The organism is Burkholderia sp. THE68, assembly GCF_009938265.1.
Classification (GTDB): domain Bacteria; phylum Pseudomonadota; class Gammaproteobacteria; order Burkholderiales; family Burkholderiaceae; genus Caballeronia.
This window is the reverse complement of the sequence record NZ_AP022318.1, coordinates 474814-490921: the sequence shown is the minus strand read 5'-3', so window position 1 is coordinate 490921 and position 16108 is coordinate 474814. Positions and strand designations below refer to the sequence as shown.

The following is a 16108-nucleotide window of genomic DNA, read 5'->3' as shown; positions in this document are numbered from 1 at the left end:
TTGTATGAGTCTGCGACTTCCTTCGCTTCAGGCACTGCTTGTCTTCGAAACATCCGCGCGGCTGTTGAGCTTCACCAAGGCCGCCGGCGAACTCAACGTGACGCCCGTTGCGGTGAGCCGCATGGTGGCGCGGCTTGAAGACGCGCTCGGCTTCAGGCTCTTCGAGCGCACGAAGTCAGGGCTAACCCTGACGCATCGCGGCGCAACATTGCAGCGCGCCGTCGCGTCCGGCTTCGGGCAGATCGGCGACACCATCGATGAACTCAAGCGCGATCACGCGCAAGGCGAGATCGTCACGCTATCGCTCGCGAGCGGCTTCGCCGCGTTGTGGCTTCTGCCGCGTTATGCGGAATTCCGCCGTGCGTTTCCGTCCATCAATCTGCGCTTGCAGGTGATGGCCGGCCGTCTGTACGGCCCGCTCGAAGACGCGGACCTCGGCATCCGGCTGCACGGTCCCGGTTCGGACGACGACCCCTTCGTGCTGTGTCCGGAGATCATCGTCCCTGTCTGTAGTCCGAATTATCTGGCGGAGTTCGGCCCGCTCGATGCACCGGCGAACATCGAAGGTCACGCATACATTCATCTCGACGTGACCACGCTTTCATGGGCCGATTTTCATCGGGCGACGGGACTGTCCGACAAAGGCATCGGCGAGGCCGTGCATCACACGGACCCGGGGCTCGCCGTGCAATGCGCGATGCTCGGTCAGGGCGTCGTGCTCGGCTGGCTGCTCGCGATCGCGGCGCCGCTCAACGAAGGCAAGGTGATTCCCGCGTGGGATCGCTATATCGCAACGGGCTGCAATTACGTGCTCGAACATCGCTCGTCGAATCCGTCGGAGAGCACGCGCGCGGTGGCGCAATGGCTCATCGACGAGATGAAGAAGGAACTCGACGACGCACGACGCGTGCTCGCGCCGTTGAGCGCGGTGCCGAAGAACCGCGCGGACCATGCCGCGCGCCGCGTCGATGCCGAGACTACGGTGCCGACACCGTCATGATGCGGCGGTCGCCGAACGGTCTCGCTGCCAGCAGCGCAGGCCGAATTGCGGCACGACACCGTAGGCGTGATCGAGCATGTCCGATTGCAGGTTCTCGTAGCGTTCCCAGCGTATCTCGTTGAGATACACGCAGATCTCCAGCGCCACGATGGGCGCGGTCGACTGCACATGCCGGATCACGAACGGCAGGTCGCGGCGCACGGCCGGATGCTCGCGAAAATAGCCGCTGAGATAGAGCCGATACAGACCGAGGTTGGTGCGGCGCTCGCCTTCAGGCGGCGCGAACGGTAGACGCGCGAGCAATGCGTCGTCGGGGAAGCGAATGGTGTCGACGTCGAAGTGAATCGCATGACGCAGACGCCGCGCGCCCGATTCGAACATGCCGCGCCAGTTCTTCACGCTGTTCGACAAGAGAAGCTGGCTCGGCAACATGACGATGGTGTTGTCGAAGTTGCGTACCTTGATGGTGTTCAGCGCGATATCGATCACGACGCCATCGGCGACGAATCCGGGCACCTCGATCCAGTCGCCCACGCGCAGCATGTCGTAGGCCGCGAGTTGAATACTCGCGACGAAACCCAGCAGCGAGTCGCGGAAGATGATGATGAGCAGCGCGGTGATGGCGGAGAGGCCAGTGAGCAGATAGAGCGGCGAGCGCTCCAGCAGGACCGACACCACCGCGATCAGCGCGACCAGATACGCGACGATGGTGGCGATTTGCAGGAAGCTCTTGATCGGCCGCTCGCTCGCGGTCGGAAAATGGCTGTAGCGTTCCTCGATGCTGTCGCGCAGCGCGAGCGCCGCGCGCATGAGTGTGTAGACCATGTAGCAGGCCGCGAGAATGGCCAGCGGATGGCCGAGCGCCGGGATCACCGGAAACGTGAGGCCGGAGAGCAGCGGCGCGGATGCGTAGACGATTGCGGCGGGCACGAGCGGCGCGAGCCGGTGAAACACGCGATGACGCTCCGCGGCGATCAGCCATTTGCGCCCTTCCTTGCGTGCGAGGCGGCTGACGATCATCAGCATGACCGCGCGCGTCGCGTAATAGCAGATCACGCTCGCCAGCAGAATCGCCAGCAGCAGTGCGACGACCAGAAGCGTGGCGACAGCCCAGCTGTCCGTGGCGACGTGGACTTGCCAGTCCGGTCCGACTTCGAATCGCAAGCTGTTGCCGAACATGAACGCTCCTGACGCGGGCGAACCGACGAGATTGATCAGCCGAATCGGACGTGACACTTGCTGCGCTGGTTATTGTAGTGGCGAACGCGCCGTCGAACGATGCGCGCAGGCACTTCGCATTTCACATATTTCCCGCTACAATTCGGTCCCCTTGCCCAGGTGGCGGAATTGGTAGACGCACTATCTTGAGGGGGTAGCGCCGCGAGGCGTGCGGGTTCGAGTCCCGCCCTGGGCACCAGTCGCATCAGCGACCACTTCCGTGTTCTTCTCCTTGCGCCCCGCGCGTGCCTTGTGCATCTCGGGCGGCGCAGTCAGGCCCGCCGCGGCCGCACCCGAATGCATCAGGAACTCGCGAAACGCATTGGCGACCTGAGGCAAGCGCCGCTCCGACATATGCACGACATGCCACGCGCGCTCGATCGGTGTGGATGGAAACGGCAGCGTCGCGAGCAAGCCCGCCTGCATCTCCAGCGCGCACGCATGCAGCGAAAGAAACGCGACGCCGAGTCCCGCTTCGACGAGCTGCTTGATCGCTTCATTGCTCGATAGCTCCGACGCCGCGTGCAGCTTCAATCCCGCTTCCTTGAACAGCCCCTCGATCGCGACACGCGTGCCCGAGCCGCGCTCCCTGACGAGCAGATTCGCCGCTTCGAGATCGGTCAGATGCAGGCGCTTCGCGTGCATCAGCGGATGTGTCGGCGCGGCGACGAACGCCATCGGATGCTTCGCGAACGCGGCCGCGCTCGTGCGTAGCTCGCGCGGTTGCCGTCCCATGATCGCGAGGTCGATTTCATTGGTCGCGAGCATGCGCACGATGTCATCGCGATTGCCGATGCGGAACTGCAGCTTCACGCCGGGCCGCTCCTTCGTGAATCTCACGAGCAGCGGCGGCACCAGATACTCCGCCGTCGTGATCGCGCCGATCCGCAAGGTGCCGCCCAGTTCGCCACGCAGCGCCGCGACTTCTTCGCCGGCTTCGTTCCAGAGACTCAGGATCTCGTTCGCATAACGCGCCATCACCTCGCCTGCGGCGGTGAGCTGAACCTCACGTCCCACGCGGCGCAGAAGCGGTGTGCCTGCCGCCTCGCCCAGCAGCCCAATCTGCAGCGATACCGCCGGTTGCGTGAGATGCAGTTCCTCGGCCGCGCCCGAGATGCTGCCCACGCGCGCGACGGTCTGCAATGTGCGCAACTGGCGGAAGGTCGTCGTTTTTAACATTAGTGAAAACTTATGGGTCGGCGATAAATACTAAATAGCGCAAATGTTTTCGCGACCTTATATTTTTCCCAACGAGGTCGTCAAGCATCCAATCGCATTTCCGGGAGAACCATGATGTTGAATCAATATGCGCAACGCCAGGTCGATTCTCCGCATCGCATCGTCATCGTGGGCGGCGGCGCGGCCGGGCTGGAACTCGCGACGCGTCTCGGCAATGGCGTCGGCAAGCGGCGGCGCGCCGAAGTGATCCTCATCGACCGCTTCCCGACGCACTTCTGGAAGCCGCTGCTGCACGAAGTCGCGGCAGGCCAGATCGATGCATCGAGCCATCAGATCGACTATGCCGCTCACGCGAAGTGGAATCACTTCCGCTTCGAACAGGGCGCGCTCGCGAGCATCGACCGGGGTCGGCGCGAGATCGTCATCGACGAGACGACCGATGTCGATGGCCGCCCGCTCATGCCCAAGCGCACACTCGCATTCGATACGCTCGTGCTCGCGCTCGGCAGCGTGACGAACTTCTTCGCGATTCCGGGCGCCGAACAGCATGCGCTGACGCTGGAGACAGTGGAGCAGGCGGAAACGTTCAGGCGGCGTCTGCTGTCGAGCCTGCTGCGCTCGGGCCATGCGCGGCAGGCCGAGCCCGGCGCCGCCCGGACGCCGGTTTCAGTGACGGTGATCGGCGGCGGCGCGACGGGTGTCGAACTGGCCGCCGCGCTGCGCGGCTCGGCGGAAATGCTGCGCGACTATCACCTCGCGTCGCTCGATCCCGCCGACGATATCCGCATTCGTCTGCTCGAAGGCGCGCCGCGCGTGCTGCCCGCGCTGCCGGAGCGCATCTCGACGCGCGCTCAGGACGTGCTCGCCGGACTCGGCGTCGAAGTGAGACTGGGTTGCCGCGTGCGCGCGGTCGATGCGAACGCCGTTGCGACCGTGGATGGCGAAACGCTCGCGAGCGACATCACGATCTGGGCCGCCGGCGTGGAAGGACCGCCCGTGTTGCGCACGCTCGAAGGATTGCCGTTGAACCGGCTCGGACAGGTGATCGTCGACGGCACGTTGCAGATCGAACCCGGTTCGGGCATTCATGCGATGGGCGATTGCGCGGCGTGCGCCGCGGCGAAAGGCGACGCGCTGGTGCCGCCGCGCGCGCAGGCGGCCTTTCAGCAGGCCGTCTATCTCGCCGATGCGCTCACGCGGCGCCTAGACGATGGCCCCGTGCCGTTGTTCGCCTATCGCGATCAGGGCACGCTCATTTCCTTCGGACGCGCCGGCGCGGCGGGCGCGCTGATGAGCGAGTTGCTGCGGCAGCCGCTTTTCATCGACGGATGGTTCGCGGCGTCGTGTTACCGGCATCTGTATCGCCGGCACATCATGGGGCTGACGGGCGTCAGGCGCGCGGTGATGTACGCCGCGAGCCAATGGCTTCGCGAACGCGTGCGGCCTACGGTGAAGCTGAATTGAAGCCTTACCGCATCGCCATGGCTTCGCCGCTCTGCGCGCGGCCGGACACCAGACATTGCGATCTGAACGCGTCGCGCTGACTGCTCGCGGCGGCCTGACTGAAGCCCTTGCTCAGCGCGTCGAATTCGACCTGCGCGGCGCTCTGGACGCACGCAGCCGCGCTGAGGTCGCGTCCCTGCGCGTGGAGCATGGCACGATCGGCGACGAGGTAAGCGACGAGCGCGAATACAGCGGCCTTGAATACTTTTCGCATGCTGAGTCTCCTTGCCATCTAGGCTAAGGGTCAGACGGCTCCCGGCAAATCAGGGCAAGCCCGGAGCGAACGGACGGTTTATTCATCGCGCAGTCCGCCGAACAGCCAATCGGTAAAAATGTCAATGCCGCCGCGCGCAATGAATTTGATCCCCGGCAATTCCCCAAAATCTTTTCTTTTGAGTTATTCTCGTTAACCCTTAGGCCTGCGCTGAATACGTTCGAGTCACCCCGAACCCTCCGCGCACCCGCCCCGCCTTACATTCCACTGTCATTCGCGCTGTTCCAGCGAGCACGTCGATCGCGTGCTGGCCGCGCCTTGCGTTCGATTCAAGAAAACCCATGCATCTGCCGTCCGTTCTCAGCTTTCTCATCTGGATTCCCGTGGTGTCCGGCATCTTCGTGCTGACGTTCAGCGCATCGGCGACGCTCGCGCGCGCCGTCGCGATGTTCGGCGCGATCCTCAGCCTGCTGCCGGTCGTGCCGCTGCTGTCGCGCTTCGATGCGTCGTCGGGCGCGATGCAGTTCGTCGAGCGCGTCGAGTGGCTGCCGCAGTTCGGTATTTCGTATCACCTGGGCGTCGATGGCATTTCGCTGTGGTTCACCGTGCTCACGGCCGTGACGACGCTCATCGTCTTCGTCGCGTCGTGGCAGGCGGTCACGAAGCAGGTCGCGCAGTACTACGGCGCGTTTCTCGTGCTCTCGGGCTGCATGCAGGGCGTGTTCGCGTCGCTCGACGGCATGCTGTTCTTCGTGTTCTTCGAAGCGTCGCTGATTCCGCTGTATCTGCTGATCGGCACGTGGGGCGCCGAGCGGCGCGTGTACGCGGCCATCCGCTTCTTCTTTTTCTCGTTGCTCGGCTCGCTCGCGATGCTGGCCGCGCTGATCTACCTGTGGACGCAGGCGCATACCTTCGACATCGACGCGTGGCGGCATCTGAAGCTCGGCTTCACGCCGCAGATCGTGGTGTTCGTCTGCTTCCTCGCGGCGTTCTCGGTCAAGGTGCCGATGTGGCCGGTCCACACGTGGCTGCCCGACGTCAACGCGGAAGGCCCGACCGGCGCGGCGATCCTGCTCGGCATGCTGAAGATCGGCGGCTACGGCATGTTGCGCTACGTGCTGCCGATCGTGCCCGACGCATCCCACTTCTTCGCCCCGGCGATGATCGCGCTGGCGCTCGTCGCCGTCATCTACGGCAGTCTCGTCGCGCTCGTGCAGACGGACATGCGCAAGCTGCTCGCGTACTCGGCGGTCGCGCACATGGGTCTCGTGACGCTGGGCCTGTTCACGTTCGACCGCATGGGCACCGAAGGCGCGGTCGTGCAGATGCTGTCGTACGGCATCGTCTCGGGCGCGATGCTGCTGTGCACCGGCGTGCTGGTCGAGCGCACCAAAAACGGCTCGATCGATGCCTACGGCGGCGTCGCCAACACGATGCCCCGCTTCGCCGTCTGCGCGATGCTGTTCTCGATGGCCAACGTCGGCCTGCCCGGCACGTCGGGTTTCGTCGGCGAGTTTCTGGTGCTGATGGGCGCGATTCGCGTGAATTTCTGGATCGGCGCAATCGCCGCCTCGTCGCTGATCCTGAGCGCCGCCTACACGCTGTGGATGGTCAAGCGCGTGATCTTCGGCGCGGTGAAGAACGAACGCGTGGCCAAGCTGCGCGATCTGGGCAAGCGCGAGTTCGCGCTGTTCGGCGCGATGGCCGTGCTGGTGCTCGCGATCGGCGTGCACCCGAAGACCTTCACGGACGCGATGGGCCCGTCGGTCGAAGGTCTGCTGTCGGCGGCGCTCGGCTCGTCGTTGCCCGCCGACGCCAGTGCGCCTTCGTATGACGCGCACCGCGAGACGGTGTCGGAGCGCGCGCCCGGCTGACGCGCTCAGCGCGCCGCCGCGTGCCGATGCTCGAGCGGCAGGCGCACCTGAAACGTGGTGCCGCTATCGTTCGCGACCACGTTGAGCCGGCCGTCGTGCCGATGCACCACCGTCCGGTACGCGATGTGCAGCCCCAGCCCATTGCCCTTGCCGGGCGGCTTGGTCGTGAAAAACGGCTCGAACAGGCGCGGCAGGATATCGGCCGGTATGCCGTGGCCCGTGTCGGATATCTCGATCACCGCGCAGTTGCCTTCCCGATGCGAGCGGATCGTGAGCTCGCCGTTTTCTTCCATGGCGTCGATGGCGTTGTCGATCAGATTGGTCCACACCTGATTCAGCTCGCTGCCGTACACCGGCACGGGCGGCAACGCGCGATCGTAGTCCCGCGTGACGACCACGCCATGCTTCAGCCGATGCTGCATGATGGTCAACGTATCCTCGATACCGGTGTGGATGTCGACTTCCTGCAGCGGCGCCTGATCCATGTAGGAGTACGACTTCATCGCCTTCACGATCTCCGAGATGCGTCCGGCGCCGAGCCACGTCTGCTCCGACAGAAAGCGCATCTCGAACGTCGCGGCGAGCCAGCGGACACCCGCGCCGAATTGCTCTCGGCTCACGCGCGCCGCTACGGACTCCAGTTCTTCCGGCGCAAAACCAGCCGCCACGAGGCGCGGCGCGATGAGCCAGGGCTTCGCGAACCCGTGTGAAGAAAGCCACTGCGCGAAACGCTCTTCCGTTTCGCTCTGCCGCAACGCGCCCTGCGGCGTGGCGTCGACGACGGGCGGCGCGCGGCTCGCCCAGGCGTCGAGCGTATCCATGATGTCGGCGGGCATCGCGCACAGGACGAGCGCGCGCGTCGCCCGATGCAGACTGTCGAGCGCGTCGCGCATGCCGTCCGCCGCGCGCGCCACGGCCGCCGCCGGATTGTTCAGCTCGTGCGCGAGCCCTGCCGACAGGCGTCCGAGCGCGGCCAGCTTCTCGCCGCTCAGAATGAAGGTGTCGTAGGCGCTGATGCGGCCGTACATCGACCGGAAGATCTGCTTGCTGAACGACTCGCATTCGCTCAACAGCGTACGCACGACGCTCTCGGTCAGCGAGACGAGATAGCAATCCGTGTTCGCGCTGAAGGTGAGCGGCAGCGGCATGCCCGCGAGCAACGAAGCCTCCGCGACCGAAACCGGCGCGGGGCGCGTGTCGTCGATCACCTGCCGGCCCGCGACGAGCTTTTCCGTCAGCAGCTCGCCTTCGAGCAGGATGAACTGATGCGTCACGGTCTGTCCCTCGCGCATCAGGACTTCGCCACGCTTCAGGCGATGCTCGCTCAGATTCGCGCTGAGCCACTGCTTGCGCTCGGCGGACAAGACCGCGAAGAGCGGCATCTCGAAGAGCATCGACGGATCGCTCATGGATTCGCGAGATATTGATGGATGAAATGCACGGCGATCGAGCCTTCGCCCACCGCCGCCGCGACGCGCTTGACCGAATCGGCGCGCACGTCGCCCGCCGCGAAAATGCCGGGCACGCTCGTTTCGAGCAGGAACGGATCGCGCCCGGACTCCCATCCCGCCGGCGCGCGCCCGCCTTTGACGAGCGCGCGGCCCGTCAGCAGAAAGCCGTGCTCATCGCGCTCGACCACGCCGCGCAGCCATTCCGTGCACGGCGCCGCGCCGATGAACACGAACAGCCCGCTCGCCGGAACGGTCTCCGAATCTCCGGTCTGCAGGTCGCGCAGCGTGATGTCCGCGAGATGCCCGTCGCCGCTCACGCTCTCGACTTCCGTATGCGGGCGCACGCGAATGTTCTCGGTCTCGTGAATCTGCTCGACGAGGTAGTGCGACATGCCTGCGCTCAACGACGGCCCGCGACACAGGATCGTGACCGAGCGCGCGTACTTCGACAGAAACATCGCGCCCTGGCCGGCAGAATTCGCACCGCCGACGATATACAGATCCTGATTCGCGCACGCGACGGCTTCCACCAGCGCCGCGCCGTAATACACGCCCGCGCCCGTCAGTTCCTGCACCCCGCGCGCTTCCAGCTTGCGATACGACACGCCGCTCGCGACCATCAGCGCGAGACAGCTCACTTCCGATCCATCCGATAGCCTGACGAACTTGTACGGCGGCTCGATGCGCAGTCCCACCGCGTGCTGCGTGAGGATCATCTCCGCGCCGAAGCGCCGCGCCTGCGCGAGCGCGCGCCGCGACAGGTCCGCGCCGCTCACGCCGGACGGAAAGCCGAGATAGTTGTCGATATGCGAGCTGGTGCCGGCCTGTCCACCGGGCGCGTCGCATTCGATGATCGCGACATGCAGCCCTTCCGATGCGCCGTACACGGCCGCCGCCAGTCCGGCCGGCCCGCCGCCGACGATCACGAGGTCGTGGAACGGCGTCGTCGAGCGCGTGTGCAGCCCGACCTTTTCGGCGATCTGCGCGGTCGTGGGGCGGCTCTGCACGCTGCCGTCTTCGAACACGATCACCGGCAGGTGACGCTGCCCCGGCGCGAGCGCGCTCAGAAGCGGTTCGGCTTCGGCGTGACGTTCGACGTCGAGCCAGCGAAACGGAATGTGATTGCGCGCCATGAAATCGCGCAGTTGATGCCCTTGCGGCGACCAGCGGTGATCGAGAATGCGGATGCCCTGAAACGCCGAACGCGACGACGCGTGCCAGTCGGCGAGCAGGTCGTCGAGCGCCGGATAGAAGTTCTGCTCGGGTGGGTGCCAGGGCTTGAGCAGATACTGATCGAGATGCACCGTGTTGATCGCGCGGATGGCGGCGTCGGTGTCGGCGTAGGCGGTCAGCAGCACGCGCTTGGCTTCGGGAAACAGTTCGATGGCCTGTTCGAGAAATTCGATGCCGCTCATCTTCGGCATGCGCTGATCCGCGATGAAAAGCGCCACCGACCGGTTCTGCAGGCGCAAATGCTGCGCCGCCTCCAGCGCCGCCGGTCCCGAATCCATGCGCACGATCTGATAATGCTCGCCGTATGCGATCTGCAAGTCACGCGCCACCGCGCCGGCCACGATCGGGTCGTCGTCCACGGCGAGAATCACGGGCTTGTCCATGGCGGCTCAGGCGCTCACGACTGCGGGCGCGGCATGCGTTGCAGACATTGTAGACGCTATGGCGACGAGGTTTCGCGCACCTTTCATCACAGCACCGGACCCGCAAGCCGCCCGCTTACAGGCACTTTCGCGCGTGTCCCCGCGAGCGGCAGCGTGACCCGAAAGACCGTGCCGTTCGCATCCGATCGCGCGCCGATCGTTCCGCCGTGCCGGTTCACCACGATGCGGTACGCGATATGCAGACCGAGGCCCAGACTCGGGCCGTGTGCATGGAGCGCATACTTCGACGTGTAGAACGGCTCGAACACGTGCTCCAGCGCGTCGGGTGGAATGCCCGGGCCGTTATCGGCGATTTCGACGACGGCGTCGTCGCCGTCGCGGCGCGTGTGGATCGCAATGGCGCCCTGCCCGTCCATCGCCTCGATCGCATTCTCGACGATGCTCGTCCAGACCTGATTGAGCTCGCTTCCGTAGGCCTGGATGCGCGGCAGGCTGCGATCGTATGCGCGCGTGATCGCGATGCCGCGCTGTGTCTCGTGCGTCATCACCATCAGCGTGTTGTCGATGCCGTCGTGCAGATCGATTTCCTGTTGCGGCCCCTGATCCATGAACGAATAGGATTTCATCGCCGCGACGATATCGAAGATGCGCTGCGCGCCTTGCGCCGCGTCATCCACCACACCGCGAAGATCCAGCACACGCGCGATCCAGCCGATGGCCGCGTCGAGTTGCGCCGGGCTCAGTTCGTCCGCGAGCGGCGCGAGGTCGTCCGGCGCAACGCCGCGTGCCGCAAGCGCCGGTGCAACCCGCCACGGCTTCGTCACCTGGCGCGCGGCGAGCCAGTCGGCAAGGCGCGACTCACGCTCGCTCTGGCAAATCGGACCCGCCGCCGCCGCCACGGCCTTGCGGGCGACGAGCGCGCCGAGCCGTTCGAGCATTTCCTTCGATACCGCGTGACGGCCGAGTGCGAGCGCCGACGCTTCAAGCGCGTCGAGCTCCCGGCGCACGTAGGCAAGCCCGCTCGTCAACGCCGATGCCGGATTGTTCATCTCATGCGCGAGTCCCGCCGCGAGCTTGCCCAGTGCGGCGAGCCGGCTGCGATTGAGCGCGGCGGTTTCGAGCGCGGTCAGCCAGTCGCTCATCACGCGCGCGACGGCCTGGCTGAACGAGCCGCATGACACGAACAGTTCACGGAACGCCGCTTCCGGCAGGCGCGCGAGCCGGCAATCGCGCGTGGCGGTGAGCGTCACCGGATAGGGTATCGACGCCATCACGCAGGGCGTGCCGAATGCCTCCGGCCTGACATAGCGCTCGACATCGTGCTCTCCGCCGGCGCTTTGCGTCGCGACGAGTTCGCCGTCGAGAAGGATCGTGAGGTTCGTGGCCATGTCGCCTTCGCGCAGCACCACGTCGCCCGCCGCTATCGAGAATTCGCTGACGCGATCGCTCAACCATGCCAGCCGGTCTTGCGGGAGATCGGCGAAGATACGGATCTGGGCGAGTCTGTCGAGTTCGATCATGGTCCGCGGCCCGAACCTGTCGATTCAGTTCAGTTTAGGCAATTCGTGCGCGAGTTCCGTAACCGCGTTTACACTGCCAGCAGAGATCGGGGCGCGACGTTACCATCTGACTGTCGCGGACACGCGCCGGGCCGCGCCCGCCCCGCTTCGCCTGTTCCATCCGAAATTCCACACGCAATCGTTCGATATGCAGTCACTGGAGGCCTGGAGATGAACAAGAAGAATTCCGCAGCCATCTGGATCCTGGGCGCGATGGTCTTAGGCATCGGGCTCGGCTACATGATCTTCATGAGCTTCCCCGATAAAAAAGCCGCCACGGAGATCGCCGGTTACATCTCGCTCGTGTCCGATGTCTTTCTGCGGCTGATCAAGATGCTGATCGGGCCGCTGGTGTTTTCCACGCTGGTCGTCGGCATTGCGCACATGGGCGACGCGGCCTCCGTCGGACGCGTGTTCGCCAAGGCGCTCGGCTGGTTCGTCACCGCTTCGCTCATTTCGCTGCTGCTCGGCCTCGTGATGTCGAATCTGCTCAGGCCCGGCGACAACCTCGGCTTGCCGCTGCCCGACATCGGCGCGTCGGCGAATCTCGCGACATCGAAATTCACGCTGAAGGACTTCGTCGGCCATATGGTGCCGCGCTCCTTCGCCGAATCGATGGCCAACAACGAGATCCTGCAGATCGTCGTGTTCTCGATGTTCTTCGGCGTCGCGCTCGCCGCGCTCGGCGAGAAAGGCAAGGTGCTGCTCGCCGCGATCGATCAGCTCTCGCACGTGATGCTCAAGATCACCGGCTACGTGATGAAGCTCGCGCCGCTCGCCGTGCTCGCCGCCATGGCCGCCACCGTGGCGGTCAACGGGCTCACGATCCTGCTGAAGTTCGCCGTCTTCATGGCCGATTTCTACCTGAGCCTGTTTCTGCTGTGGGGACTGCTCGTGCTCGCGGGCTTCGTGTTTCTCAAACGACGCGTCTTCAGGCTGCTGTCGCTCATCAAGGAAGCGTTCATGCTGTCGTTCGCGACCGCCAGTTCCGAGGCCGCGTATCCGAAGATCCTCGACGCGCTCGACCGCTTCGGCGTGAAACGCAAGATCTCCAGCTTCGTGATGCCGATGGGCTACTCGTTCAACCTCGACGGCTCGATGATGTACTGCACGTTCGCGACGCTGTTCATCGCGCAGGCGTACAACATTCATCTGTCGATCAGCACGCAGATCACGATGCTGCTGATTCTGATGCTGACGTCGAAGGGCATGGCGGGCGTGCCGCGCGCGTCGCTGGTCGTGATCGCCGCCACGCTCAATCACTTCAACATTCCCGAGGCGGGGCTGCTGCTGATCCTCGGCGTGGACACCTTCCTCGACATGGGCCGGTCCGCCACGAACGCCGTGGGCAACTCCATCGCGAGCGCGGTGGTCGCCAAGTGGGAAGGCGAGTTGTTGTCGGAGCAGGACGCGGCGGCGAATGCGGCGCGCATCGAGGCCGAACAGGACGCCTCGCTCGCGCATCCGGCACAGGTCTGACGGAGGCGAGTCATGATGATGCAGCGCTTCTGGGCGGCGCTGGCTTCGGCCAGCCTGATCGCCATGGCTTGCGGCGCGCGCGCGGCCGACGACGACGTGCAGACACCGCCGCCAAACGCCGACGCCTACGCCCCCGCGACGCTGACCGGCACGCTCGCCAAGGCGCGCGACACGGGCACGATCGCGCTCGGCTATCGCGACGCGTCGGTGCCGTTTTCGTATCTGGGCGCGCGCAAGGAGCCTATCGGCTATTCCATCGAACTGTGCAAGTCGCTTGTCGCGGCGATCGGCGACGCCATCCACAAGCGCCTGAATATTCAGTGGGTGCCGGTCACGCCGGAGAATCGCATCGATGCGGTCGTCGACGGAAAAGTCGATCTGGAATGCGGCTCGACCACGAGCAATCTCGAACGCCAGAAACGCGTGGCCTTTTCGCCGATCTTCTTCGTGGCCGGCACCAAGGTGATGGTCAAGCAAGGCTCGCCGATCCGCTCGTTCCGCGATCTCGCGGGAAAGAAGGTCGCGGTCACCGCAGGCACCACCAATGAAAAGGCCTTGCGCGATCTCGACAAGAAGTTCGCGCTCGGCCTGCAGTTGCAGGTCGTGCCGGATCATGCAGAAGGCTTCGCGCGCGTCGCGAACGGCCAGGCCGATGCGTTCGCCACCGACGACGTGCTGCTGTATGGCCTCATCGCCGAAAATCGCGCGAAGGGCGGCGCGTATCAGGTGATCGGCGATTATCTGTCGTATGACCCGTACGGCATCATGTTCCGCAAGAACGATCCGCAACTCGCGCAGGTCGTGAGAGACGCGTTCCAGACGCTCGCCGCCGATGGCGAAATCGAGCGGCAGTACAAGCGCTGGTTCCTTCAGCGCCTGCCGTCCGGCACGAGCCTCGACATGCCGATGAGCGCGCAACTCGAAAGCATCATCGAGACGATGGCGGGCGGCGCGGCGCAGTAGACGCGCTTCAGGCCGGACTCGCCCGCATGACCCGGTTTCGCCCGGATGCCTTCGCGTCGTAGAGCGCTTCGTCGGCGGCGCGGATGAGCGAGCGCACGTCGTCGTCGCGTTCGGGCCGCCAGCTCGCAAGGCCGATGCTCGCCGTGACGCGGCCGAATTCGCTGCCCGCGTGCTCGATCGAGAGATCGCTGATGGCCGCGCGAATCTGCTCCGCGATGTGCGCCGCGCCCTCGGGCGGCGTGTCGGGCAACACGACGACGAATTCTTCGCCGCCATAGCGCGCAGCGGTATCGCCGGGCCGCCGGATGTTGTCGCCGATGCAGCGCGCGACGGCCGCGAGCGCGTCGTCGCCTGCCTGATGGCCGTAGGCATCGTTGTAGGCCTTGAAGCGATCGATATCGACGAACAGCAGGGAAAACAGACTGCGCGTGCGACACGCCCTGCGCCATTCCTGATCGAGAATCTCGCCCAGCGTCCGGCGATTGTGGAGCCCGGTCAGGCCATCGGTGCGCGCGAGCAACTGCAGCTCCGATTCGGCGCGCATGCGCCGCCTGAATTGCGCGGCGAGCACGAACGACAACGCGATGAAACCGGCGGCGAGCACGCCCATCGACGAACCGATGATGATCGCGCGCCGATGCCATGCCGCGTAGATGTCGTCTTCGCCCTCGGCCACCATGATGATGAGCGGCAGCTTCGGAAAATTGCGGAAATAGTAGAGACGCCGCCTGCCGTCGATCGACGATATCTCGCTGAAGCTGCCTTGTTCGGCCGCGCGAAAGTGCCTGAAGGTATCGGCATGGCTGATGTCGCGGCCGATCACGTTCGCATCGAAGGGTTGACGCATGAACATCACGCCGTCCTGACCGATCAGCGACACGGCGCCGTGCGGCCCGAGCGAAAGGCCCGCGAAAAGATTGCGAAAGTATTCGAGATTCACCGCGATCATCGCGACGCCCGCGAACGATCCGTCCGGATGCGACAGCCTGCGGCTGAGCGCGATGCTGGGCGCACCGCCGCGCAGACGCGACTGGTAGGGGCTGCTGATGTAGAGACCGGTATCGGGATGATCCCGCTGCACCGTGAAATAGCGGCGGTCCGCGAAGTTGCCTTGACGTGGCGGCAGACTGCCGGAATCGATGACGATCTGGCCGTTCGCGTCGAGCACGAGAATCGATCCGAGATCGCGGGCGGTCGCGGCGCGATCGAACAGGACATCGTTGCGCAGTTGCGGCGGCAACGCGATGACATCGGCGCGTTGCACGCCTTCCACGACGGCCTGCAAGGACAGCTCGTACAACTCGAAATTGCGCTCGATATCGCGCTCGGCGAGCAACGCGAGATTGCGCGACGTGTCGCGCGCGCGATCGAGTGCGTCGAGCCTGCCCTGATACAGCACCAGCGCGCAGAGCGCCACCATGACGAGCGCGATGAGCGTGCCGCACAGCACGATGATGTTCGGCGCGGAGAATCGCTGCCGCGAAGGCGCTGGGGTAGTCAGACTCGGGGAAAAGCGTTTTTCGGTTGCCACTATTTGGATATCCCGGAATGCTGGCTCGCGAGTTGATGTTTGCTCGGCACGGTCCTCGGTCAGCGAGCTAGGGCGATATTGTCTCTTATTTGGTTGGATTGGGTGCGGGAGGGGAAAACGGGGCGTTTGATCGCATCAGGGGCGATGGCTGATCCCTCATTGAATCGCGTTCTTATCTCGTAATACTTAGCATTGTCAACGAATGTCAATTTATGGCCCGGAGGTCAACGCCAAAGGACGGCGCGCCGTTAGGCGAAATGGCGCAACGTCGCGTCGTACCGTTTTAATTCAGGAAAGAAAGATTTATATGAAATTCAAGCTCGCTGCTTTTGCCGCCGTTGCGCTGACCTTCACTGGCGCCGCCTTCGCGAAGGATCACGGTTACCACCACGACAATGGCAATCACAACGGCCACAAGCATCACGCGGAGCATCGGGATCATCGTGATACGCGCGGCCACGATGGCGAATTCGCCAAGAATGGCGAGCGTCGCTGATCCTCTTCGATATCGCACATAGTCG

At 64.8% G+C, this 16108-nt stretch carries 12 protein-coding genes, 1 tRNA gene and 1 pseudogene; 7 read left to right on the top strand and 7 right to left on the bottom strand.

The features are described from left to right. Positions 1–64: 64 nt before the first annotated feature. Positions 65–1000 (top strand): LysR substrate-binding domain-containing protein, encoded by a 936-nt coding sequence (locus BTHE68_RS28195; RefSeq protein WP_232078118.1) that lies wholly within the window; start codon positions 65–67, stop codon positions 998–1000. Here BTHE68_RS28195 and BTHE68_RS28190 read toward each other — a convergent pair. Next, the gene (locus tag BTHE68_RS28190; protein WP_162069585.1) at positions 995–2179 is read right to left on the bottom strand and encodes a mechanosensitive ion channel family protein; all 1185 of its coding nucleotides are present in this window, start codon (positions 2177–2179) and stop codon (positions 995–997) included. The two genes, BTHE68_RS28195 and BTHE68_RS28190, sit on opposite strands and share 6 nt — an antisense overlap. A gap of 153 nt (positions 2180–2332) precedes the next feature. On the opposite strand from BTHE68_RS28190, the gene BTHE68_RS28185 reads away from it, so the two are divergent. Next, positions 2333–2417 (top strand) — tRNA-Leu (locus BTHE68_RS28185). 44 nt (positions 2418–2461) lie between these two features. Here BTHE68_RS28185 and BTHE68_RS28180 read toward each other — a convergent pair. Beyond that, a pseudogene (locus BTHE68_RS28180) lies at positions 2462–3397 on the bottom strand (LysR family transcriptional regulator); the annotation flags it as partial. 111 nt (positions 3398–3508) lie between these two features. Between BTHE68_RS28180 and BTHE68_RS28175 the strand changes: the two are divergent. Then, positions 3509–4861, top strand: a complete 1353-nt coding sequence (locus tag BTHE68_RS28175) for an NAD(P)/FAD-dependent oxidoreductase (protein WP_162069584.1) — start codon at positions 3509–3511, stop codon at positions 4859–4861. Between the two features lie 4 nt (positions 4862–4865). Here the strand turns inward: BTHE68_RS28175 and BTHE68_RS28170 are convergent, their stop codons facing one another. Beyond that, positions 4866–5114 carry an adhesin gene (locus BTHE68_RS28170; protein ID WP_162069583.1) on the bottom strand — a complete coding sequence of 83 codons (249 nt, stop codon included), beginning with the start codon at positions 5112–5114 and terminating at the stop codon, positions 4866–4868. Between the two features lie 341 nt (positions 5115–5455). On the opposite strand from BTHE68_RS28170, the gene BTHE68_RS28165 reads away from it, so the two are divergent. Beyond that, the gene (locus BTHE68_RS28165; RefSeq protein WP_162069582.1) at positions 5456–6988 is read left to right on the top strand and encodes a complex I subunit 4 family protein; all 1533 of its coding nucleotides are present in this window, start codon (positions 5456–5458) and stop codon (positions 6986–6988) included. A gap of 5 nt (positions 6989–6993) precedes the next feature. Here the strand turns inward: BTHE68_RS28165 and BTHE68_RS28160 are convergent, their stop codons facing one another. The 3 genes from BTHE68_RS28160 to BTHE68_RS28150 all read right to left on the bottom strand — a co-directional run bounded on the left by BTHE68_RS28160 (position 6994) and on the right by BTHE68_RS28150 (position 11575). Continuing rightward, positions 6994–8397 (bottom strand): ATP-binding protein, encoded by a 1404-nt coding sequence (locus BTHE68_RS28160; protein WP_162069581.1) that lies wholly within the window; start codon positions 8395–8397, stop codon positions 6994–6996. After that, on the bottom strand, positions 8394–10055 hold the full coding sequence (locus BTHE68_RS28155) for an FAD-dependent oxidoreductase (protein WP_162069580.1): 1662 nt from the start codon (positions 10053–10055) through the stop codon (positions 8394–8396). The genes BTHE68_RS28160 and BTHE68_RS28155 overlap by 4 nt, the downstream gene beginning before the upstream one ends. An 86-nt stretch (positions 10056–10141) precedes the next feature. Further along, entirely contained in the window at positions 10142–11575 is a 1434-nt protein-coding gene (locus tag BTHE68_RS28150; RefSeq protein ID WP_162069579.1) for a sensor histidine kinase, read from the bottom strand. Between the two features lie 210 nt (positions 11576–11785). Between BTHE68_RS28150 and BTHE68_RS28145 the strand changes: the two genes are divergently transcribed. After that, entirely contained in the window at positions 11786–13093 is a 1308-nt protein-coding gene (locus tag BTHE68_RS28145; protein WP_162069578.1) for a dicarboxylate/amino acid:cation symporter, read from the top strand. Positions 13094–13105: 12 nt separating this feature from the next. Then, positions 13106–14056: an amino acid ABC transporter substrate-binding protein gene (locus BTHE68_RS28140; RefSeq protein ID WP_162069577.1), complete on the top strand. Its 951-nt coding sequence runs from the start codon at positions 13106–13108 to the stop codon at positions 14054–14056. 7 nt (positions 14057–14063) lie between these two features. On the opposite strand, the gene BTHE68_RS28135 is transcribed toward BTHE68_RS28140, so the two are convergent. Next, positions 14064–15587, bottom strand: a complete 1524-nt coding sequence (locus tag BTHE68_RS28135; protein ID WP_162069576.1) for a sensor domain-containing diguanylate cyclase — start codon at positions 15585–15587, stop codon at positions 14064–14066. A 202-nt stretch (positions 15588–15789) separates the two neighbouring features. On the opposite strand from BTHE68_RS28135, the gene BTHE68_RS28130 reads away from it, so the two are divergent. Beyond that, on the top strand, positions 15790–16083 hold the full coding sequence (locus tag BTHE68_RS28130) for a hypothetical protein (protein ID WP_162069575.1): 294 nt from the start codon (positions 15790–15792) through the stop codon (positions 16081–16083). Positions 16084–16108 lie beyond the last annotated feature (25 nt).

Coding starts and splice junctions, on each gene's coding strand:
- BTHE68_RS28190 (WP_162069585.1), bottom strand. CDS start 2,179: ATGTTCGGCAACAGCTTGCGATTCGAAGTCGGACCGGACTGGCAAGTC.
- BTHE68_RS28175 (WP_162069584.1), top strand. CDS start 3,509: ATGATGTTGAATCAATATGCGCAACGCCAGGTCGATTCTCCGCATCGC.
- BTHE68_RS28170 (WP_162069583.1), bottom strand. CDS start 5,114: ATGCGAAAAGTATTCAAGGCCGCTGTATTCGCGCTCGTCGCTTACCTC.
- BTHE68_RS28165 (WP_162069582.1), top strand. CDS start 5,456: ATGCATCTGCCGTCCGTTCTCAGCTTTCTCATCTGGATTCCCGTGGTG.
- BTHE68_RS28160 (WP_162069581.1), bottom strand. CDS start 8,397: ATGAGCGATCCGTCGATGCTCTTCGAGATGCCGCTCTTCGCGGTCTTG.
- BTHE68_RS28155 (WP_162069580.1), bottom strand. CDS start 10,055: ATGGACAAGCCCGTGATTCTCGCCGTGGACGACGACCCGATCGTGGCC.
- BTHE68_RS28150 (WP_162069579.1), bottom strand. CDS start 11,575: ATGATCGAACTCGACAGACTCGCCCAGATCCGTATCTTCGCCGATCTC.
- BTHE68_RS28145 (WP_162069578.1), top strand. CDS start 11,786: ATGAACAAGAAGAATTCCGCAGCCATCTGGATCCTGGGCGCGATGGTC.
- BTHE68_RS28140 (WP_162069577.1), top strand. CDS start 13,106: ATGATGATGCAGCGCTTCTGGGCGGCGCTGGCTTCGGCCAGCCTGATC.
- BTHE68_RS28130 (WP_162069575.1), top strand. CDS start 15,790: ATGTCAATTTATGGCCCGGAGGTCAACGCCAAAGGACGGCGCGCCGTT.